This is a genomic window from Halomonas sp. MS1, assembly GCF_024182575.1.
Classification (GTDB): Bacteria; Pseudomonadota; Gammaproteobacteria; order Pseudomonadales; family Halomonadaceae; genus Vreelandella.
In genome coordinates, this window is the sequence record NZ_CP098926.1 from 2,486,234 (window position 1) to 2,507,429 (window position 21,196).

At 53.5% G+C, this 21,196-nt stretch carries 21 protein-coding genes; 13 read left to right on the top strand and 8 right to left on the bottom strand.

What is annotated here, in order from left to right; translation table 11 throughout:
- Positions 1-45: 45 nt before the first annotated feature.
- From NF683_RS11330 to NF683_RS11350, 5 genes are all read left to right on the top strand, one after another.
- Positions 46-930, top strand: a complete 885-nt coding sequence (locus NF683_RS11330; protein ID WP_253920031.1) for a helix-turn-helix transcriptional regulator — start codon at positions 46-48, stop codon at positions 928-930.
- A 55-nt stretch (positions 931-985) separates the two neighbouring features.
- Positions 986-1,510 carry a sigma-70 family RNA polymerase sigma factor gene (locus tag NF683_RS11335; protein WP_089039006.1) on the top strand — a complete coding sequence of 175 codons (525 nt, stop codon included), beginning with the start codon at positions 986-988 and terminating at the stop codon, positions 1,508-1,510.
- Positions 1,507-2,481, top strand: a complete 975-nt coding sequence (locus tag NF683_RS11340) for a FecR domain-containing protein (protein WP_089039005.1) — start codon at positions 1,507-1,509, stop codon at positions 2,479-2,481. Before NF683_RS11335 ends, NF683_RS11340 begins: the two co-directional genes overlap by 4 nt.
- 83 nt (positions 2,482-2,564) lie before the next feature.
- Positions 2,565-4,976: a TonB-dependent siderophore receptor gene (locus NF683_RS11345; protein WP_253920032.1), complete on the top strand. Its 2,412-nt coding sequence runs from the start codon at positions 2,565-2,567 to the stop codon at positions 4,974-4,976.
- A 31-nt stretch (positions 4,977-5,007) separates the two neighbouring features.
- Positions 5,008-5,880, top strand: a complete 873-nt coding sequence (locus tag NF683_RS11350) for an alpha/beta hydrolase (protein ID WP_253920033.1) — start codon at positions 5,008-5,010, stop codon at positions 5,878-5,880.
- Positions 5,881-5,889: 9 nt separating this feature from the next.
- Here NF683_RS11350 and NF683_RS11355 read toward each other — a convergent pair whose 3' ends face one another.
- Positions 5,890-6,792 carry a LysR family transcriptional regulator gene (locus NF683_RS11355; RefSeq protein ID WP_253920034.1) on the bottom strand — a complete coding sequence of 301 codons (903 nt, stop codon included), beginning with the start codon at positions 6,790-6,792 and terminating at the stop codon, positions 5,890-5,892.
- 186 nt (positions 6,793-6,978) lie between these two features.
- On the opposite strand from NF683_RS11355, the gene NF683_RS11360 reads away from it, so the two are divergent.
- Complete coding sequence (locus NF683_RS11360) at positions 6,979-7,557, top strand: NAD(P)H-dependent oxidoreductase (protein WP_253920035.1); 579 nt, start codon at positions 6,979-6,981, stop codon at positions 7,555-7,557.
- 29 nt (positions 7,558-7,586) lie between these two features.
- Here NF683_RS11360 and msrQ read toward each other — a convergent pair whose 3' ends face one another.
- The 5 genes from msrQ to NF683_RS11385 form a co-directional block, all read right to left on the bottom strand.
- Positions 7,587-8,207: a protein-methionine-sulfoxide reductase heme-binding subunit MsrQ gene (gene msrQ, locus NF683_RS11365; RefSeq protein ID WP_089039001.1), complete on the bottom strand. Its 621-nt coding sequence runs from the start codon at positions 8,205-8,207 to the stop codon at positions 7,587-7,589.
- A complete protein-coding gene (gene msrP / locus NF683_RS11370; RefSeq protein WP_253920036.1) occupies positions 8,207-9,223 on the bottom strand; it encodes a protein-methionine-sulfoxide reductase catalytic subunit MsrP in 1,017 nt (338 codons plus the stop codon). Before msrP ends, msrQ begins: the two co-directional genes overlap by 1 nt.
- Before the next feature lie 85 nt (positions 9,224-9,308).
- The gene (locus tag NF683_RS11375) at positions 9,309-10,808 is read right to left on the bottom strand and encodes a sensor histidine kinase (RefSeq protein WP_253920037.1); all 1,500 of its coding nucleotides are present in this window, start codon (positions 10,806-10,808) and stop codon (positions 9,309-9,311) included.
- Positions 10,809-10,811: 3 nt separating this feature from the next.
- Positions 10,812-11,513 (bottom strand): response regulator transcription factor, encoded by a 702-nt coding sequence (locus NF683_RS11380; RefSeq protein ID WP_253920038.1) that lies wholly within the window; start codon positions 11,511-11,513, stop codon positions 10,812-10,814.
- 61 nt (positions 11,514-11,574) lie between these two features.
- The gene (locus NF683_RS11385) at positions 11,575-11,877 is read right to left on the bottom strand and encodes a hypothetical protein (protein WP_253920039.1); all 303 of its coding nucleotides are present in this window, start codon (positions 11,875-11,877) and stop codon (positions 11,575-11,577) included.
- Positions 11,878-12,084: 207 nt separating this feature from the next.
- Here NF683_RS11385 and NF683_RS11390 point away from each other — a divergent pair, with 207 nt between their 5' ends.
- The 3 genes from NF683_RS11390 to NF683_RS11400 are packed head-to-tail and all read left to right on the top strand — an operon-like array spanning position 12,085 to position 14,685.
- The gene (locus tag NF683_RS11390; RefSeq protein ID WP_253920040.1) at positions 12,085-13,059 is read left to right on the top strand and encodes a DUF2157 domain-containing protein; all 975 of its coding nucleotides are present in this window, start codon (positions 12,085-12,087) and stop codon (positions 13,057-13,059) included.
- Positions 13,056-14,150 carry a DUF4401 domain-containing protein gene (locus NF683_RS11395; protein WP_253920041.1) on the top strand — a complete coding sequence of 365 codons (1,095 nt, stop codon included), beginning with the start codon at positions 13,056-13,058 and terminating at the stop codon, positions 14,148-14,150. The genes NF683_RS11390 and NF683_RS11395 overlap by 4 nt, the downstream gene beginning before the upstream one ends.
- Complete coding sequence (locus NF683_RS11400) at positions 14,140-14,685, top strand: GDYXXLXY domain-containing protein (protein ID WP_089038994.1); 546 nt, start codon at positions 14,140-14,142, stop codon at positions 14,683-14,685. The genes NF683_RS11395 and NF683_RS11400 overlap by 11 nt, the downstream gene beginning before the upstream one ends.
- Before the next feature lie 8 nt (positions 14,686-14,693).
- On the opposite strand, the gene NF683_RS11405 is transcribed toward NF683_RS11400, so the two are convergent.
- Positions 14,694-15,605: a LysR family transcriptional regulator gene (locus NF683_RS11405; RefSeq protein WP_089038993.1), complete on the bottom strand. Its 912-nt coding sequence runs from the start codon at positions 15,603-15,605 to the stop codon at positions 14,694-14,696.
- A gap of 145 nt (positions 15,606-15,750) precedes the next feature.
- Between NF683_RS11405 and ycaC the strand changes: the two genes are divergently transcribed.
- The 3 genes from ycaC to NF683_RS11420 all read left to right on the top strand — a co-directional run bounded on the left by ycaC (position 15,751) and on the right by NF683_RS11420 (position 18,193).
- Positions 15,751-16,386, top strand: a complete 636-nt coding sequence (ycaC, locus tag NF683_RS11410) for an isochorismate family cysteine hydrolase YcaC (protein WP_193060975.1) — start codon at positions 15,751-15,753, stop codon at positions 16,384-16,386.
- Between the two features lie 90 nt (positions 16,387-16,476).
- Positions 16,477-17,058, top strand: coding sequence for an antibiotic biosynthesis monooxygenase (locus tag NF683_RS11415; RefSeq protein WP_253920042.1), 582 nt, complete (start codon positions 16,477-16,479; stop codon positions 17,056-17,058).
- Positions 17,059-17,245: 187 nt separating this feature from the next.
- Entirely contained in the window at positions 17,246-18,193 is a 948-nt protein-coding gene (locus NF683_RS11420) for a pirin family protein (RefSeq protein ID WP_253920043.1), read from the top strand.
- A gap of 104 nt (positions 18,194-18,297) precedes the next feature.
- Here NF683_RS11420 and NF683_RS11425 read toward each other — a convergent pair whose 3' ends face one another.
- Entirely contained in the window at positions 18,298-19,179 is an 882-nt protein-coding gene (locus NF683_RS11425) for a pirin family protein (RefSeq protein WP_253920044.1), read from the bottom strand.
- A 247-nt stretch (positions 19,180-19,426) separates the two neighbouring features.
- Between NF683_RS11425 and NF683_RS11430 the strand changes: the two genes are divergently transcribed.
- Complete coding sequence (locus tag NF683_RS11430; protein WP_253920045.1) at positions 19,427-21,157, top strand: mechanosensitive ion channel family protein; 1,731 nt, start codon at positions 19,427-19,429, stop codon at positions 21,155-21,157.
- The last annotated feature ends 39 nt before the right edge of the window (positions 21,158-21,196 follow it).

Here is a 21,196-nt window from a genome sequence, read left to right on the forward strand (position 1 = left end):
AAAGTGCAAAGTTATTAAAAATGATAAGTTATTAAAGGTAACAAAATGACGGCTCCCCGGACGCAGACTCGAGCGCGGCAAGACTTGGCTGAGTTTCTACGTAAACATCGAGAGAAAATCGCCCCAGAAGAGGTGGGCCTGCCTCGTGGCCGCCGAAGGCGTACGCCGGGGTTAAGGCGCGAAGAAGTCGCCGCCTTAGCGGGCGTGGGACTAACTTGGTATACCTGGTTGGAGCAGGGGCGCGATATTAGCGTATCGGCGACTTTTCTGGACAATCTAGCCAAAGCGCTTAAGTTGGATGCGGCTGAGCGACGCCATTTGTTCTTACTGACTCATCAGCGGTTACCCTCTGAGCTAGGCAAAACCTGGTGCAGCGTGCCACCGCTGATCCAAACGTTGATGGACGATTTGCCGACACGACCTGCGTATATTCTTAACTTACGCTGGGATGTGCTGGCGTGGAACGGTGCCGCCGATAAGCTGTTCAACTTCTCATCCCATATGCCCGAGCGTCGCAATCTGCTGTGGCTGTTATTTACCGACCCTGGTATGCGTCAGCGCTTATCACCCTGGGAAGCGCAGGTCAGCCAAATGCTCTCCAGCTTTCGTCGCGACTTTGCCCGTGCGGCGCAAGACCCCGCTATTGATGAGCTTGTCGAAGAGTTAACCAAGGTTTCGCCTGAGTTTAAGCTGATGTGGAAAACCCAGGAGGTCAACGCCCCTTGCCAGGGAGTGCGTCATCTTTACCTTGAGGAGCTGGGCGAGGTGGCGTTCGAGCACACGACGTTAACCGTTGATGAAGAGCGCCACTTACGGCTGGTTTATTATGCCCTCAAGGGGAGCGACGCCGAGGAGAGGTCCTTTCATGAGTGGGTCGCTGCTAGTGAGGGCAATAGTATTCTTAAAGAAAATAATAATGATTTGTATTAACTAATGGCTGTTATTAGAATGTCTCTCCGTTTGCTGATCGTTTATCGGAGGGGGAATGCCTGTTTCAGCTGAGAATACGCCATTAGCCGAGATGTATAATGCACATCATGGCTGGTTGCAGCGTTGGCTGCAGCGCAAAACGGGCTGTAGCTGGCAGGCGGCTGATCTGGCTCAGGATACCTTCCTGCGCATTCTCTCCTCCCCAAGTAATTCCTCCCAAATTAGCAAACTGCATGAGCCACGTAACTTTCTGACCACCATCGCCCGCCGGGTATGGGTGGACTTTGTGCGTCGGGATGCATTGGAAAAAGCCTGGTTAGAAGCCTTGAAGCAGCAACCTGAGCCGGTGGTTGTCTCGCCAGAAGAGCAGGCCTTGATTCTGGAAACCCTGTTGCAGATTGATGAAATGTTGGAAGGGTTAGGCAACAAGGTAAGCCAAGCATTTTTGCTCTGCCATTTGGAAGGGCTGCGTTATGCCGAGATCGCCGAACGCTTGGGGGTGTCCGTCAGCTCGGTGAAAAAGTACATGGCTAAGGCGACTGAACATTGTCTGCTGTTGATGTGCGAAGAATCGCTATGAGCGATACCCAGTCAGCCCGCAAAGATACTCTCAGAGCGGCTGCCCGCTGGTACGCACTGCTGTGCTCGGAGGATGTTACTGAGCAGCAAAAACAGGCACATAATGCTTGGTTGGAAGCAGATCCGGATCATGTTCAGGCTTGGCAGCAGGTGGAAAAACTGCGTCAGCAATTGCAGGTGATGCCTGGCACTCTTTCGCTCAATGCGTTGCAGATCAAACAACGCCAGAGTCATAGCCGACGAGCCGTGCTGCGCGGCTTTGCCTTGTTGGCAGTAGGAGGTGCCCTGGGCTCGTTGGCCTGGCAGCAGGCACCTGTGGAAAGCTGGATGGCCAGCCACCGTACCGCACGGGGAGAGCGGCGCCAATATACGCTGGCGGACGGTACGCAACTGGTGCTCAATACCGCCACCGCACTGGATGTAGTGGAAACCTCGACTGCCCGGTTGATTCGCCTTTATGCAGGCGAAATCTTTATTCGCACGCGGGATGGAACTGGAAACGTGACTGCTGCCAAAACGCTTCAAGTGCATACCGAGCAGGGCGCTGTGGTGCCGTTGGGCACCGTGTTTACCGTGCGTAAGCTGGATACGTCGACCCAGGTTACCGTGATGGAAGATCAGGTCGAGTTGATCCCGCAGTCGGCGGGTGGTGAGACGCAACGTCTTGTTGCCGGACAGCAGGCGCAGATGAGCTCGATTAATGTGGAAGTCGTCACCGCCAACGCCCAGGCGGATAGCTGGACGCGCGGTCTACTGGTGGCGGTGGACTGGCCACTGAGCCGTTTGGTAGCAGAGCTGAGCCGGTATCGCACAGGTGTACTGCGCTGTGCCCCCTCTATTGCTGGGTTGAGAGTGTCAGGCGCTTTCCCTATTGATGATATCGACCGGGCGCTCCAAGCCATTGCCAATGCGTTGCCGGTTAGCGTCGACCGCTTGACCCAATATTGGGTAACCCTAAAACCTAGCGAATAAAAAGTTGAATTATTTATTGTCCCTTTTTCAATCTCGTTCGACCCAGAGATAAAGCAACCGATTCTGGAATTGACGAGATTACGATGACCACACCCTTTAATCCCAAGCAGACACTCATATCACTTCGATACCACCATGATGGCAAACCCACGCGTGCGCTTGGCGGCATCGCCCTGGGCTGCGCCCTGATGAGTTCGATGGCGCTATTGCCCCTACAGGCAGCACAGGCGCAAACAGCGGGCGGACAGTCGCAACAGGCTGCTAGCCAACAGGCATACAACATCGAACCGGGAGCACTGGGCAGTGTATTGAGCCAGTTCGCTAGTCATGCGGGCGTTGTGTTGTCTTTTTCTGCTTATCTCACTGAAGACCTGCAAAGCGTTGGATTGCATGGACGTTATAGTGTGGAAGAGGGATTCGCCCAGTTGCTGCAGGGCAGTGGTTTGAAAGTGGTCAAGCGGGGGCCTGCGGACTATGTCATGGAAAAAGCGTCTAGCGCAGAGAACATGGTGTTAGATACCGTGGAAGTGGTGGGCAACCGAATCGATAGTGATGGTTATTTGGCCTTTAGCACCTCGGCAGGTAGCAAAACCGATACGCCGCTGATAGAGCTTGCGCAAAGTGTCAGTGTGGTCACCGAAGAGCAGCTTCGTGACCGCCAGCCGTCGTCCGTAGAGCAGGCGGTGGCTTACACGGCTGGGGTTCGAGTGGAAGCGTCGGGGATGGACCCGCGCTTTGACTTGATCTCGGTGAGGGGGTTTCCGACGGTATATCATGGCGATTTTCTTGATGGCTTGCGCCAACCCAATAGTGGCTGGCTCTCTTACTATTCCACCGTGCCCTATAACCTGGAGCGCATTGAGGTAGTTAAAGGCCCCGATTCGATGCGCTATGGTCAGCTTTCACCCGGTGGGCTGGTGAACCGGGTCAGCAAACGCCCGCAGGTAGATGCGACGAAGGAAGTGCAGTTGCAGGTCGGCAGTCATGACCATCTGCAAGGCCAGTTCGATGTGGGAGGAGATATAGGTAGCGATGTGCAGTACCGCTTGGTGGGTGTTATGCGCGATGCACAAACAGATATCGAACAGGTGGATAATGATGTCACCCTGCTGGCGCCCACTCTCCATTGGCAGATGAGCGAACGTACCGACATTACTTTTATTACGCAGTACCAGGAGCGCCAGACCTCCGCATCACCGCGCCCTTATCAGGACGGCGATAACCTGACCCATTTTTGGGCTGGCGATGAAGACTACGACAAGCTGGATCAACAGCAGTGGGCACTGGGCTATGAATTTAACCACCGTTGGAGTGACCAACTGCAGCTGCAGCAAAATGTACGCTACGGTCAGGTAGATGCCACTAACCAGTACCTTTCCGCAGGTACCTTAGCCGGTACAACACTAAGCCGCAGCAGTGTCGGCCTTTACGAAGAGATGGAGTCGCTTAGCACCGACACCCGGCTGATGGCGACCTTAGATCAGGGCGCGGTGGAGCACCAGGTGATGTTAGGCGTCGATTACGCCTATTTTGAGAACGATGTTATTTATGCGGGTGGCAGCGCGCCGTCGATCGATATCGACAACCCGGATTATAGTCAGCCTGTCGCTCAGCCGAGTAACGTTTGGACCAACGACAGTGGTAAAAACCATCGTAGAGGCCTTTATTTACAGGATCAGATTAACCTCGATAACTGGCGTTTGACCGCAGGTCTGCGTCGCGATTGGGTGCAGGACGAGACTCGCAACAACCTCACTGGTACTACCAGCGAAAGCCAAGATGAGCAGAACACTTGGCGTTTTGGCGCACTTTATGCGTTCGATTCAGGGCTATCACCGTACTTTAGCTATGCGCAGTCGTTCTTGCCGGAGAGCGGCACCGATGCCAGCGGCAATGACTTTGACCCCACCGAGGGTGAGCAGTTTGAGCTGGGAGTGAAATACCAGCTAGCAGGTAGTAACGCAATGTTGACTGCGGCGATCTACCAGATTGATGAAACCAACCGTAAAACCACCGATCTCGACAATCCGCTGTTTCAAATCCAAACCGGAGAGGTGCGCACCCGTGGGTTGGAGCTTGAGGCTGTTGGGAATGTCACCGATAACCTGCGCATGACCGCAAGTTACAACTATAACCGCAGCGAAATCACCGTAGATAACGATGGCAACGAGGGGAGTGACTTGGCGAATACCCCACGCCATCTGGCATCCCTTTGGGTGGATTATCGCGTTCCTGCGTTGGAACGACTGCATCTTTCCGGTGGCGTGCGCTACACCGGGAGTGAGTACATTGATAACGCCAACAGCAATAAAAACGGTGGATACAGCCTGATTGATATGGCGGCTCACTATGATTTCGCGGGCTCTTTTCAGGGAGTTCGTGCCAGCCTCAACGCCACTAACGTAACGGACGAAGAGCATATCTCCTGCGAGGGCATCTATTGCTATCGCGGTGCCGGGCGCAGCCTGATTGGCAGCCTCTCATACAAATGGTGATTAAGCAGCAGCGTCGCGGGGACAACTAGTCATGCAATTATCCGTCAGAATATTCGTGTTTACCGGGCTGGCTTTAATGGCCGTCTTAGGGCAAGCAACGCATGCACATGCGTCGCCAGTTACGGCCGAACGTCAAGTGACCCTTGATCAGACGCTTGAGTGGGCAATGCAAAATGAGCAAGGGGCGTCTTATCGTATCCTGATCAGCAAACCGGAAGGCGAGGTGCCCTACAGCGGCGGTTACCCGGTGATCTATGTGTTGGATGGCAACGCTTATTTCGCCTCTTTGCATGAGGCCAAGCGGGCACAAGAGCAGTTCCGCCAAGCCATTATCGTTGGTATTGCTTATCCGGGTGAAGCGCCGCATAACTTCTTGCGCCGCTCCTACGATTTATCTCCGCCGGTGGCCGAGGAACACAACGAACCACCTCAAGGAGGACAGGATGAACTGCTGGATTTTATCGAGCATAGCCTAATGCCGGCGGTCGCCGAGCGCTTCCCTGTAGATGCTAATCACCAGAGCCTTTATGGGCACTCGTTCGGTGGTATGTTTGCGATTTATGCCTTATTTACTCGGCCGGATCTGTTTAACCACATTGTCGCGGCCAGCCCCAGCCTCTGGTGGAACAATAGCTACCTGTTGAAGCATGAACGCGACTTCAGGCAGCAGGTAGAAGCCGGAGAGGTAAATGCTATCCATCACAGTTTGTCATTGGCCGTGGCCGATAACGACTCACTGCAGAACCAGCAGGATGCTAGCCAGCTATACCAGCGGATTGAAGCATTGTCGGCATACGGTTTGCGTAGCAGTTTTCACACCGTGGAGGGCGAAGATCATATGTCCGTTCCCTTTGTGCTGGAATCGCGGGTTCTCAAACAGCTTCTGGGCACTCGGGGCGGCTAATTGAGTGATTTAAGCGATCAAATACCGCCCCGGCAGTTGCTCAGCTAAAAACTCCATAAACAGCCGGGTGCGCTGTGAAAGCGTGGTTTGGCGGTAGTACACGGCATTGACCGCTTGGGTCTGCATTTCTATGCAGCCGGGTAATACATCCACCAATGTGCCGTTGCGACGGGGAGTGATGGTCATAAAGTCGGCGAGGCAGACAATACCTTCCCCGCCAAGGGCTAGCTCAAGCAGCGTGCTACCGCTGGAGGCCGCCAGCGTTGGGGTGATATGCAAGGGTTGGCCATCGGCGCGGCACAGTGGCCAGCGATTGAGATGATCGAGCTGGCTGAAGCCTAGCAAGCTGTGATCTTGAAGGTCGTCGATGCTTTCCGGCGTGCCGTGGCGTTTAAGGTAGACGGGGCTGGCCAGAAGGCGCAGCGGGCTGTAGCCAAGGAGACGGGCGTGCAGCGACGAATCTTCAAGCTTGCCAATGCGAATGGCCAAATCGACCCGCTGTTCCAATAGGTCGACAAAGCGGTCGTGGGTGTCGAGTTCCAGCGTAATACCAGGGTAGCGTGCGCGGAACTCGCCAATCACCGGCACAATCACGAACTGCATAAAGCTGGGAGCGGCGTTGATCCGTAACCTGCCTTGGGGCTGGTTGTGGCGGTTCAGCATCGCTTCTTCGGCTTCTTCCACGGCGGCGAGAATACGGCGGCAATGGTTTAGGAATGTTTCTCCCTCCTCGGTCAGTTCCAGGCGACGCGTGGTTCTACGTAACAGGGTAGCGCCGAGTTTTTGCTCCAGGCGGTTGAGCGCACGGCTAACCCCAGAAACCGTAATGCCAAGCCGTTCTGCAGCACCGGTGATTGAGCCGCTATCGACGACCGTCACAAAGGCCTGTTGTTCTTCAAGGGTGCTTTTCATTGAGTGCTGTTCATAACGTTATCGGTTGCCTTAATGGCGAATACTCTATTTATTGATTTTAAATCAAAAGTGTCTTGCTGAAGCGTCGCTATTTTTTCGCATGTTTTGAACTCACAATACCGCTCATTAAACGCCATGCCAAAGAATATAAGCATGGGTGTCAGGCTATCATGAGGGGTTTTATTAATGAAAATTCTGCTGATTAATGGCGGTAAAGCGTTTGCCCACTCTGGCGGTGAACTCAACAATACGCTGCACGGCGTGGCGGTAAGCACTCTGCAGGAAATGGGCTATCAGATACGCGAGACGGTGATTGATCAAGGCTATGATCTGAAGGCCGAGGTGCAGAATTACCTGTGGGCGGACACGATTGTGTATCAAATGCCTGGTTGGTGGATGGGCGCGCCCTGGATTGTGAAGCGCTACATCGATGAGGTGTTCACAGAAGGCCACGGCTCGCTTTACGCTAGCGATGGCCGTAGCCGCCAAGACCCGACCAAGCAGTACGGCAGTGGTGGCCTGCTGCAGGGGCGTCGCTATATGTTGTCGTTAACCTGGAACGCGCCTTTGGAAGCGTTCGATGAACCGGATAACTTCTTCGAAGGGCGCGGTGTGGATGGTGTCTACTTCCCGTTTCATAAGTCTCAGGAATTTATCGGCTTAGAAGCGTTGCCGACCTTTATCGCCAACGACGTAATGAAGGCGCCAGATGTAGCGCGTGACAAAGCTGCCTATCGCAAGCATCTGCGCTGCGTACTTGGCTAGGTTTCGTCGGTTGATAGCTCTTATAAGCCCTAAGTACGACTCAATCGATAGCGCAACTTGGGCAGTGTGCGCGCGACGGGCGGTAGGCGGGTTGCCATGACTAACGCGGCAATGGCGGCATACATGGCCCACTCTTGCATGTCGGCGCGCACCACCCAAAAGAAGTGCAGCAGTACCAGCCCTAAAATGATGTAGGCAAATTTGTGTAACGGCTTCCAGCGTTTACCCAAACGGCGCATCGACCATTTGTTAGAGGTCGCCCCTAATACGGCAAGGCCGATCAGTGCGATCATGCCAACAATGATGTAGGGCCGTTTGACCAGCTCGCTACCCAACAGTGCCCAGTTAAGCCCTAGAATAAATAGCGCGTAGCTGAGCATGTGCAGGGTGGCGTAGGCGAGTGTCCACAGACCAAGCTGACGGCGGATCAATGCAAAGCCTTTCCAGCGGGTGAGCTTGGTGAGCGGCGTAAGGCTTAGCGTGAGCAGCAGCATCCATAGCCCGCCAATGCCGATGTTTAGCAGCAGATAATTGCCTGGCTCGGGGCCTGCGGCGTTAATCGCTACCTGCCAGCCCCAGAACACCAGCGGCGCGAGCGCCGCCAGGAAAACGCCTACCCGCCACAGTAACCATACCCGTGGCGCAGCCATTAGTAGTGCTTCCTTAAATCCATGCCAGCATATAGCTCGGCGACCTCGTCGGCATAGCCGTTAAACATCTGGGTATCAATGGTATTAGCGTTGAACAGGCTGTTGGGAAGCCGCCGCTCGGTGGCTTGGCTCCAGCGTGGGTGGTCAACTTGTGGGTTAACGTTGGCGTAGAAGCCATACTCATCAGCGGCGATTTTCTGCCAGGAGTTGACCGGCTGCTCTTCCACCAGTGAGATACGCACAATCGATTTAATGCTTTTGAAGCCATACTTCCAGGGCACTACCAGCCGCAAGGGTGCGCCGTTCTGGTTGGGCAGTTCACGGCCATACATGCCCATGGCGAGCAGTGTTAGCGGGTTCATAGCCTCGTCTAGGCGTAAACCTTCCACATAAGGCCAGTCGATTATCGAGAACGAAGAGCGCTGGCCAGGCATTTGCTCTGGGTCCACCAGGGTTTCAAAACGCACGTACTTGGCTTTGCTGGTGGGATCGGCACGTCGAATCACCTCCGCAAGGGGGATACCAAGCCAGGGAATCACCATCGACCACGCCTCTACGCAGCGCAGGCGGTAAATGCGCTCTTCAAACTGCGCAGGCTTAGCGAAGTCTTCTAGGGCAAAGCGCCCGCCGTTATTCACTTCACCATCGACCACCACGCTCCAGGGCTGGGTTTCCAGGCTGCCTGCATGACGGGCGGGATCGCGTTTATCGGTGCCAAACTCAAAAAAGTTGTTGTAGCCGCTGGCATCGTCAAAAGGGGCGATTTTATCTTTATCAGGGTCGCTGGGGGTGATAGCTCGCCATTGGGTGTCGCTGATTTTTTCCCTCAGCCAGGCTGGGGCATCGCCTTCTGGCACATCAGCATAATCTTCGCTGGCGCGGACATGGCCGGAGAGGGCAAGCCCCGCGCCTAAACCCGCCATGCCGCCCATAAAGCGCCGCCGGGAGAGGTAAATAGATTCCGGTGTTACATCGGATTCGTGTAAATCACTCGGTTTGGCAATCTTTATAAGCATGTGGTGTCTCCACTCGCTATGGGGAAAGGGTGTGACTACTGTGACCAGTTTGCATGAGAGTTATCACAACCAACTCTCTAGGTTATTACGTATTTATAACGTTGGCGGATGAGGGGGCGGTGGGTAACCGTATACAGAACGATGCCCCGCCACTGGCTAGGTTTTCGACGCCGATATCACCGCCCTGAAGCGTCATGATTCTGCGCGCAATAGCCAGCCCTAGCCCGGCATGGCCGGCGCCACTAGAGGTTTCACCACGATAAAACGGGTCAAAGATATGCGGCAGATCCTGTTCTGCAATGCCTGGGCCGCTGTCTTGTATGCAAACCTGTGGTTCTCCATTCGTTTGACTAAGCACAACGTCGATGTGGCCGCCAGCGGGGCTGTAGGCAATGGCGTTGCTGATTAAGTTGTCCAGCACACGTTCGGTCATCGCTAGGTCGGCGTATGCGGTTGGCAGTGCTGGGTTGCCACTTAACGTTAGCGCCAAGTGGTTGTCGCGTGCAGTTTGGTCGTGCTTCTGCACCACGTCATGGACCAGCTCCGCTAGCGGGAAGGGTTCTGACACCGGCTGTTTCTCTCTTGCCTCAAGTGCAGCAAGCTCGAAGAGCTCATCCACCAAGCGGCTTAAGCGACGGCCCTCTTTGAGGGCAATGTCGAGAAAGCGATCTTGTTCTTGGGGGCTGAGACGGTCACGTCTTAATTTCAGGCTTTCGATATAGCCTTGCATGGAGGCTAGTGGGGTACGCAGGTCGTGGGATACCTGGGCGATCAAGCGACGGCGCTGGGCATCTTTTTCTGTCAGTTGTTCGATCTGGGTGGCAATTCGGCGAGCCATGTCGTCGAAGGTAACGTCCAGATAGTCGATCTCATCACGCACCACGGACTGTTTGTCGTGCCATCTGTTGTCGAGTTGGGGCTGGCTCATGTCGCTGTTCTCGAACGCTTCTACTCGCCGTGTTAATGATCTCAGGCGGCGGGTCAGCAGGCGGAAAATAGTCAGCCCCGCGAGCATCGCCACGGTTAGGCTGACCAGCAACGCCCAGGCGCTCATTTCCAGTAGTTTGCCACCACGGGCCATGGTTTCCGCCGCGTCGTACTCTTCACCCCGCAACACCACATAAAGGTATCCTTCGGGGTTGTCTGCTGTTGGCACTGGGGTAACGGAAAAGACTTTCTGCCGATCGTGACTTCTGGGGTCATCGCCGAGTATCGGATAAAGGCTCGTGTCATCCATCAGCCTGTGTATGGGGGCCATCGAGACTTGCTTGCGTTTAATCTTCGCTGGATCTGCTGAATAAGACAGAATGGTGCCATCCAGCCCTAACAGGTAGATCTCGATGCTGGGATTAATGGCCATGTAGAGTGCGAACAGTTCTTCCAGGGCGCTACTATCAAGCTGCCCGTTGCTGACTAGGTTTCTGTCTGACACTAGATTTTTGGCCAGATTCTGGTGTAACGCCAGATTGACCGAAGCGTTGTATTCACGCAGCGAATAGAGGCTGATGAAGGTATATAGCAGGCCGACGACGAGCAATAACAGAAACAAGCCTAAGGCTAGCCGAGTATAGAGTGTTTTCAGCATAACTTATTCGCGGAAGCGATAGCCCACCCCCCAAACGGTTTGGATAAACGCCGGGTCAGCGGGGTCTGCTTCGATCTTGCCCCGTAAGCGGTTGATATGGGTATTGACGGTATGCTCGTAACCTTCGTGGCTGTAGCCCCACACAGTGTCGAGCAGTTGGATACGGCTGAATACCCGACCTGGGTGGCTGGCAAAGTGCCATAGCAGGTCAAATTCCCGGGCAGTGAGTTCGACGGGCTGATCTTTTATAAACACCCGCCGACGCAGCGGATCAATGCGCAGCCCGTCGGTGATTAATTCTTGCTGGCTGGGTTGCGTGACGGTGGCAGATGCCATGGCATCTACGCGTCGGAACAAGGCTTTCACCCTTGCCGATAGTTCAGCCACACTGAAAGGCTTAGTGAGGTAATCATCCGCCCCCATTTCCAGGCCTAGAACCCGGTCCAGCTCAGTACTTTTAGCGGTTAGCATCAGTACCGGAACGTAACCTGGGCCGGAGCGGATTTCGCGGCAAATCGACAGCCCATCCAAGCCGGGCAGCATCAGGTCGAGAATCACTAGATCGATACCGCCTTCACGAAAACGTTCAAGCCCGGTATCACCCCGTTCACAAAGAACGGGGTTCATGCCAAGCTCGGCCACATGCATGCGGACGAGCTCACCGATACCCGGGTTGTCCTCAATAATCAGTACGTTTCGTGTCATAGGTATCCCAGCTTTTGAGTGCTCAGATTAATAGTGTGGCAGAAGCTTGTATGTCCTCGTCTTACATGTCCTCGTCTTGCATTTCCATGTCTTTCTCCATTTCCATGTCTTTCTCCATTTCCATGCCATCGTCAGACATGCTGTCAGCATGCATATCCCCGTCCATAGAACCGTCCATGGAATCGTCCATCGCGTCGGACATATCATCCATCGCCATGTCACTTTTTTCCATTGACTCACTCTCCATAGACTGAGACATGTCATCTTCCATCATGCCCTCTTCGGACATCATGTCATCGGCGTGGCTAGCCGTTGCCATTAGGCTAAATAAGCAGATAGCAGTGACTGTAGTAAGCTTGTTCATAGAGGTGTCTCCCCAAAATTTAAGCCTGCCGACCTGGCAGGTTCAAATCCTATCCTAGATGCTCAGCATCACAGCTGGGTCACGGGGTGATAAAGAGTGTATCGCGCAAAGTTCACAAATGTGTCACGGGGACTCTAACGATAGAGCGATGTTTGTAATAACGCTTCCCCTTATTTCAACAAGTGTGTTTCAGCAAGGAGAGCGCTCATGGCCACTACACGCCGTAAACTCATGTCGTTAATTGAGCAGGGAGTGATACCTCCTGAACAAGTGCCGTTAGCGGTTAAAGTGGCGGGACTACACCCGTCGCCCCACGCCTGGGCGCTGTTGATTGACCGGCTGCTGCTGTGGCTGGGTGGCTTGGCACTGGCCTGCGCGGTGCTGTTTTTCGTGGCTTTCAATTGGTCGGACATGGGCCGCCTGCCGCGCTTTGCGTTAGTGCAGGCCGCGTTGGTGTTGGCGGCAGGCATAGCGGTGTGGGGTAGCGCGAGCGTGATGCTTTTTCGCGTGGCGTTAGCCGCGGCGTTTCTATTGATAGGAGTACTGCTGGCGCTGGTGGGTCAGGTTTACCAAACTGGCGCAGACCCATGGCAGCTGTTTTTCCTCTGGTCTCTGCTCACTTTGCCGTTGGTATGGGTAGCACGCTTTGATGCACTTTGGGTAGCGTGGATAGGGCTTTTGAACCTATCCGTGTGGCTGTATAGCAGCACCTGGGGCGGTATTTTAGGCAGCGTGTTGTTTACTGATAACGCCGGTTTATGGGGGCTGGTGCTGATCAACTTAGCGGCTCAAGTCGTGTGGGAGTGGGGCGTGCAGCGCCGAAATTGGCCGGGACGTTGGGCAATTTGTTTGTTGGCGTTGGGTAGCGGCGTGCCGCTAACACTATTGATGATGGCGTGGGTGAGTGGGGAAACGCATGCGTTGACACCGATTGTGGCGGTTTACCCCGTGTGGTTGGTAGTGCTGTATGGCGTTTATCGTCAGTGGCGGCTTGAGCTATTTATGTTGGCAGGGGGCTGCGTCTCGCTGATTACGGTGGTCACATTGCTGCTTGCACGCTACGTATTATGGGAAGGCCAGTGGAATGAAGGCGGCTTGCTGTTGCTGGCAGGCGCGGTGTTTGCCATGGGGGCGGCAGCGGTGATGTGGCTGAAGCGATTAAACGCGGAGGAGGCGTCATGAGTCAGCCGATGAGTACGTTAAAGCAGCGATTAACTCAGGCTGGCATTGCGCTAAATGAGCCTTCATCTACAGCGCCGCTGGAATCACCCTGGTTTGTGCGGGTTCTGCAGGCGTTTTCCGGCTGGTTAGCAGCGCTGTTTTTGTTGGGCTTTATTGCCACGGCAGTGGTATTTGTACTGGAAAGCTCAGTGGCTTCGCTTGTCGTAGGCGGCCTGCTGATTGGCGGGGCATTTGCGCTACTGCGCGCCGCACGAAGCGATGTGTTGGAGCACATGGCGCTGGCGTTTAGCTTAGCTGGGCAATTATTAGTGGCCTGGCCAGCGGTCGAGAGGTGGGATTTTTCCGCCAGCCTATGGTGGAGTTTGCTGGCGCTGCAGTGCGTGCTGGCGCTGATCATGCCGAGCCAGGTTCACCGCAGTATGTCGGCGTTTTTAGCAACTTTAGCGTTAACGATGGCGCTAGCAGCCAATGGACTGGCACCGGTGGCGATTGGCATGGTGGTGCTGGTGCTGACACTGCTCTGGTTGAATGAATGTCGTTGGCCAAGGCGCATAGGGGCGGTTCAGGCATGGGGGGCTGGTCTGTTAATGGGAGTGTTGGTGCTTCAAGGGCAGGCGTACTCTAACCAGTTTGCTTGGCTTTACGATTCAGACGCTCAGTGGTTTGACCCATGGCTTGCCAGTTGGCTGAGCACTGCTTTGGTCGCGCTGGCCTTAGTGTGCGTTATTCATCAGGCATTTCGTCAGCATTCTCAGCCTGCCATTGCGCAACGCTTGGTAATTTATGGCGCAGTCGCGCTAGTGGCGGTGGTATCAGTTTATATGCCGGGGCTTGGCGCTGGGGTTACCTTACTATTGCTCGGATTTACGCTTGGTCACCGGGTGCTGATGGGAAGCGGTATTTTGTTACTACTGATGGCGGCTAGTAATTATTACTACTGGCTGGAGGTGACGCTGTTGATGAAATCACTCATGTTGCTGGCAATGGGGGCGTTGCTGTTATCCATTCGCTGGGTACTGAAGCGTTGGTGGCTAAACCGATGGTTAACAGTGCATAAGCCCACGCCGCTAGGAGATGCTAATGAGCCGTAACGTGAAGCGAAACCGCTGGATAGTCATTGCGACCACTGCTGTTGTGCTAGCGGTGGTTAACTGGGCCATTTGGCAGAAAGAGCATCACTTAGCCGAAGGTGAAATTGTCTATTTGGAGCTTGCCCCGGTTGATCCGCGCTCGTTAATGCAGGGTGACTACATGGTGCTAAGTTTTGCCTTGGCTAACCGTATTCGTATGCAGCGTGCAATTGATCGCCACGAAGAGGCGGATGGAAATGCCATGCAAACGGCAGCCAATGACAGCGTGGTGGTTCGTTTGGATGAAGCATCAATCGCCCACTTCCAACGCTTGGATGATGGCACGCCGCTAGGCGATGACGAAAGACGCTTACGCTACCGGTTGCGCAATGGGAACGTGCGCTTTGCTACGGATGCATTTTTCTTTCAGGAAGGCCACGCTGAGCGTTTTGAGCCCGCCCGTTATGGTCAGTTTCGAGTCAACGAGCACGGCGAGCTGCTACTAGTCGCGCTATATGACGAAGAACTCAAGGCGCTGGGTGAAATGGAGCGTTGATGCGTGTGTTAGCGTTCCATTCCAATGGCTGCGTATCGTTCGGCAAGAAAGTCTAACAGTGCTCTAACAGAGGGCAGCAAGCCTCGACGGGAAGGATAAACCGCATGAATAACTTCCCGTCGAGGCTCCCATTCAGGCACTACTTGCACTAGCTTATTTGAGGCCAACGAATCGCCTAGCATTAAACTTGGAAGTTGCACCACACCAACACCAGCCAGTGCTGCTCTATAAAGTGCGGTCATATCAGTGGTAATAAACCGTGGCGAATGTTCAATTTGGCACTCTTCACCGTCGCGTTGAAGGTGCCAAGCGTGAGCTTCCTCTGGCCTTGCTCTGCTTAGGCTAGGCAGTTTGCGAAGATCGTTGGGCGTTGATGGCATGCCGTGTTGTTCAATCAGTGTTGGGCTTGCTACCAAGCATTGCCCGCGATCCGAAAGTACCTTCAGAACAAGCTCGCTATCTTCTAAAGGAAAGGGGCGGGCGCGGAGCGAAATATCAAATCCCTCAACAAACGGGTCAATACGGCGGTTAGTTCCTTCCAGATGTATCAGGACATCTGGGTAGAGCACCATGAAATCCGCCAGTATTGCACTCACGTGAAAGCTCAATAGCCCCGTGGGACAACTGATGCGGATGGTACCGCAGGGCACTTGTTGGGTTTCTTCGATGAACTGCTGGGCCGCTTCAGCTTCCACTAACATGGCTTTGCAGTGCTGGTAGTAGCGTTGGCCAATATCAGTGAGTGTTAGGTGGCGGGTAGAACGGTGCAACAAGCGCACGTTAAGCTGACTTTCTAACTCTCCCACTCGTCTGCTTAATTTTGATTTGGCAATGCCCAGCGCACGGCCCGCTGGAGAAAACCCTCCATGGTCGACTACCTTCACAAAATAATAAAGATCATTCAGATTAGGGGGCGTCATGTGTTCTCCCTATGCAACGCTGTGTCTTAATTTTCTATCTAATCATCGAGTCAGCGAACTACTAAACTCTGTATGGCATGCGCAAGAGCTGTTGGATCTGTGTTTTCCAAAAGCCCACTCAGGCTAATAGATAAAGGAGTATGTCATGGCTAACCCCTATGTTCGTCTCGATAAAGATAACGCTGCCGTTCTTTTAGTAGATCACCAAACTGGGCTGTTGTCCTTAGTTCGTGATATTGACCCTGATCGGTTCAAAAATAACGTACTGGCGCTTGCTGACTTGGCGAAATACTTTGGTCTGCCAACAATTCTTACCACAAGCTTCGAAGATGGGCCTAATGGGCCGCTGGTGCCTGAATTAAAAGAGATGTTTCCAGAGGCGCCTTACATCGCACGCCCTGGACAAATTAATGCCTGGGATAACGAGGACTTCGTAAAAGCGGTTAAGGCGACGGGTAAGAAACAGCTGATTATTGCGGGCGTGGTGACAGAAGTGTGTGTGGCTTTCCCGGCGCTTTCCGCACTTGAAGAAGAGTTTGATGTGTTCGTGATCACCGATGCATCGGGGACCTTTAACGAACTTACCCGTGATGCTGCTTGGGACCGCATGAGTAGCGCCGGTGCCCAGTTAATGACCTGGTTTGGTGCTGCCTGCGAACTTCATCGTGATTGGAGAAATGATATTGAAGGCCTAGGGGCGCTCTTTTCTAATCATATCCCCGACTATCGCAACTTAATGAATAGCTACAGCACTTTGACACAATCCTCTGATAAGAAGTAAACCATGCTAATGACTGGGGGCAGGTAGGCCCCTGGTCATTGCTTGCAAGGATGGCATTAATCCGTTGTCCATCAATTATGGAATACCGCCATGCCCCCTGAACATAGTGCAGAGTCACCCGAAGAGTCCGGTGCGATAACACTGAAGATATGTCATCGCGTGAAACCCGATGCGCGGGCTGAGTATGAAGCATGGTTAAAAAAAATCATCCATGTGGCGGGTCAGTATCCTGGTCATCTTGGCGTGCATATTCTTCGTCCTGCTGAGGGGCACCATGATTATGAAATAGCGCTTAGGTTTGCCTCCCATGCTGAAGCCGGAAGATGGCTTGAGTCTGCCGAACGAAAGGCGTTGATCAATGATGCGTTACCGGCCTTTCAGGAAGAGGAAGTCATCCAGATTCAAAGCGGTATCGATTACTGGTTCTCGCCACCTAATGCACCTGTTAACAAACAGCCTGTGCGCTGGAAGCAGTGGCTTGTTACAACCTCGGTTATCTGGCCTCTCACCATGTTGGTTCCGTTTCTTTGGGGGCCGCTTTTCGCGTTATTTCCCTGGTTGAATACATGGGGTATTCGACACGGTGTTGTTGCTGCCAGCGTGGTCGGGCTGGTGGTCTATGTGGTGATGCCCCGTGTGGTGCGTCTAGTCGCGTCATGGATGTTTCGCTGATATCTATTAAGTTATAGCAATAGGCCCTTGGCTGGGTAACGTGCAATATAAGAAGGAGAAGGCGATGTCTGATACACCTGCAAGCCCCTTTACCATTGAACATGAAACCAGCGATACCAAGGGACGCTATGTGCTCGCTTAACGAGTATTCGACACTTTCCTGCCTCTCACTTCTGGAGAAACTCCTATGAGCTGGATGCCCGATATTGAGCCCAAATGTCCTTCCGCAGGCAACCTACACGATATTGAAACACTGATCGTTCCTCGTGCACACGACCTAGGTGGCTTTGAAGTACGACGTGCGCTTCCCGCGCCCAAGCGCCAGATGGTGGGTCCATTTATTTTTTTCGATCAGATGGGCCCCGCTGAATTTCTTAGAGAGGATGGTATCGATGTTCGTCCTCATCCCCATATTGGACTTGCTACGGTCACTTACTTGTACCAGGGAGAGTTCCAGCATCGTGACAGTCTGGGGACTAATCAGATGATTCATCCTGGGGCGGTTAATTGGATGGTTGCTGGTAATGGCGTGACCCATTCCGAGCGTACTAGCCCCGCTACACGTCAGAATAAGCACTCCCTGTTTGGTATTCAGACGTGGGTGGCATTGCCTGAAGCATACGAAGATAAACCCGCCAGCTTTGCGCATCATGGGCAGGAGACATTGCCGCTGCTTAAAGGTGAGGGTAAAGAGGTTCGTTTGATTCTTGGTACGGCATGGGGTGAACAGGCGCCTGTACAGACCTTTTCGGAGATGTTCTATGCGGATGCAGTCCTCCAGCCCGGCGCTAAGCTTCCTTTGCCCGATGGTCACGAAGATCGTGGCCTCTATGTAACGTCGGGTAGCGTTAGTGTTGCAGGGGATACATTCGATGCGGGACAAATGATGGTGTTCCGTCCGGGTGATCCCATCACCGTAACCGCGGGCGAAAGCGGAGCTCGGCTAATGCTGCTCGGCGGCGAAACGCTCAATGGACCACGCTATATCTCCTGGAACTTCGTGGCGTCTTCCCGAGAAAAGCTAGCGGCTGCTAAGCAGGCGTGGATGGAAGGTGACTTCGAGCATGGGCGATTTAAATTGCCGCCGGGGGACGATGAAGAATTCATTCCCTTTCCAGACCAGCAGCGTAATTAATTCGTAGCGGAAGGGCTGGCTATTAAGCCAGCCCAATTGTTACTTCAACAGTAATTACTTCAACAGTAGCTGCTTGAAAAGTTGCTACTTAAATAGCGACGTCATTAGCTTGGCATGTGGCCAAAGCGGCCGTTGTTAAAGTCTTCTATCGCTTCAATGATGTCACGTTCGCTATTCATCACAAACGGCCCATGACCTACCACTGGCTCATTGAGCGGCTCGCCACTCAGCAGCAACAGGGTTGCGTCGTTGTTGGCTTCAAGTGTCAGTGCGTCACCCGCTCTAGAAAACTCGGCTACTTGCGCGTCGCGCAGTACCTCTTCGCCATTGACTTGAACCGTCCCTTTTAGCACGACCAGCAGGGTTGTCCATCCATCCGGCTGTGTCAGCGTGGTTGTCTGGCCACCGTTTAGCCGCACATCCCATACGTTCATCGGCGAGAACGTCTGTGCTGGGCCCGCGTGGGCCTTACGGTTGCCATCTATATAGCTGCCGGCGATCACGCGGACGCTCCCAGCTTGATCAGGTAACGCTGCCACAGGAATCTGGGCATTAAAAATTGCCTGATAGCCTGGCGTCGCCATTTTGTCTTTGGCGGGTAAGTTTACCCACAGCTGCACCATCTCAAGTGTGCCGCCTTGCTCTGTAAACGCGGGCGAATGAAACTCATCGTGCAGGATACCCGCACCCGCCGTCATCCACTGCACGTCGCCTGGGCCAATTACGCCGCCTTTGCCCGTTGAGTCGCGGTGCGCCACTTCTCCTTGGTAGACAATCGTGACGGTTTCAAACCCGCGGTGCGGGTGTTGCCCGACACCGCGTGGCCGCGTGGTGGGAGTAAAGTCGGCAGGCCCGGCATAGTCCAGTAACAAAAAAGGACTCAACTGCTCGGAGCGTGGGCCATAGGAGAACAGCGAACGCGCCGGAAAGCCGTCACCCACCCAGTGAGGGCGTGGAGCGCTGGTAACACCTACTAACTTTTTCATCGTTTCTCCTTAAAGAGTACGTTGCTGGTTAAGAAGGGTACGTGTTAAGTGGTGCATGTAATAGATAGTGCAACTGAGACTCAGTGTTGCAGTGTTGGAACACTAGATGCTTGCTGGATTGAAGAACGTCGTCTGTACTTTGCTCAACCACTGGCATGGATGCACTGTGTTCAGCGCAGGGCTGGCGGTTTTATTGCCAGTTAGTGGCTGGTTGTTTGGCTCACTTACTTTTAATGACAAGGTTGGTATGAAAAAAAACAGCTTGTGGCCTGTGTGGGTTGTGCTGGTTGTCACTTTGGTGTTTTCCAGCGTTAGCACAGCGCAAACTCAAGGAGATGAGAGCGAAAATGAGCGGTGGTTCGCTATTGACTCGCTTAACGCAGGGCTAGGAGAGGTGCCTGAAGAGGCTAAACGAATGTCGCCACGGGAAGCGGTCCGTAGCTTTTTAACCTTCACCGAGAGTGGAAATTACGCCTCAGCCGCGCATTTGCTTAATCTAAACGGCATTGATCCAAGTGAGCAGCAGGCGAGGGGAGCTGAGCTTGCGAGGCAGTTAGCGGAGGTACTCAAGCGTGGCGAGTGGCTAAATGCCTCGAATCTACCGGCTCGCCAAGACGCAGCTATTGAAGACGCCTCTGGTCAGAACCCTTTAGCGGGGTCGCCACGACGAAATATAGAGCTGGCAGCATTAAAAGTAGAAGGACAGGCTTATGATGTTCGGATAGGGCGTTATCGAATCAATGAAGAAGATCCTGTTTGGCTAGTAATGCCAGAGAGTGTGTCGTCTATTCCAGCTCTCTATGAAGAGTATGGGCCTTCAATGCTAGAAAGCTATATTCCAGAACGGCTGAAGGCATCGTTTGGCATACTAAAAATTTGGGAATGGTTAGCGATCCCAGTTTTTTTAATCGCCATTGGCACGGTAGGCATGGTGACTTACTACGTTGTTGGGTTAGTGGCACGCATTCTGCCTTCAGGCGTGTCTACTATTTTCGCCGATCAAATTGGCGTGCCCATGGCGATGATTGTTATGTCGCTGGTAACGCAGATGTTGCTGGACTACGTTGTATCGTTTTCCGCCATTGTGACGACGACGTTCCGCGTATTGTTGATCTCAATTATGGCCTGGGGGGCTGGTACCATTGCACTACGCTTGATCGACACGATCATGCTGCGCATGACCCGGCGCTTAGTCGGGGAAATTGACGATACTAAGCCTAAAGATAAACGTCGTCTGTTAACCTCGCTGTATGCTTTGCGCCGCGTGATTATCTTAATCACCGTCATTGGTGTGTCGGTTTATGTGCTGGGGCAGATCCAGCTGTTTGAGTCTTTAGGCTTGTCGCTGCTGGCGTCGGCTAGTGTGCTGGCCGTACTGGTAGGTATTGCCGGCCAAGCGGTGTTAGGCAATATCCTCTCTTCTTTTCAGCTGTCGCTTGCCAAGCCTATACGAATTGGTGACTTGGTCATCTTCGAAGGGCAATGGTGCTATGTTGAGGGCATTTTTTATACCTTTATTCGACTGCGCTCCTGGGATGAACGACGTGTCATCGTGCCGGTTACCTACTTTACGTCTAAGCCGTTTGAAAACCTCTCGGTTAAGAGCACTAAAATGTACCGCTTCTTAGAACTGACGCTGCATTTAAGCGCTGATATTTCTCAGGTGCGGGAGATGTTTTTAGCCTATGCCCAGGAAGAAGATAATGTCATTGAACACCATAAGTTGCTTTGTTACGTGACCAAACAAACGGCCTACGCGCAAACGGTCACTTGCTATTTAATGACATCAGATCCTATGGCGGGCTGGACTGCCGAGATGAACATTCGTGAGAAAATGATGACCTTTATCCGCGATAACCATCCAGAGTGGTGGCCAAGGGAAATCATGGTCATCAGCCATGAGGATATTGCACGCGGAGAAGGGCAAGGCAAGCGTTCACAGGACGCGGATAGCTCTGCGGATAAACCGTCTGAGTAGAGGGCAACTAGGCAGCGGCATGCGCCGCTGTCTGGAGTA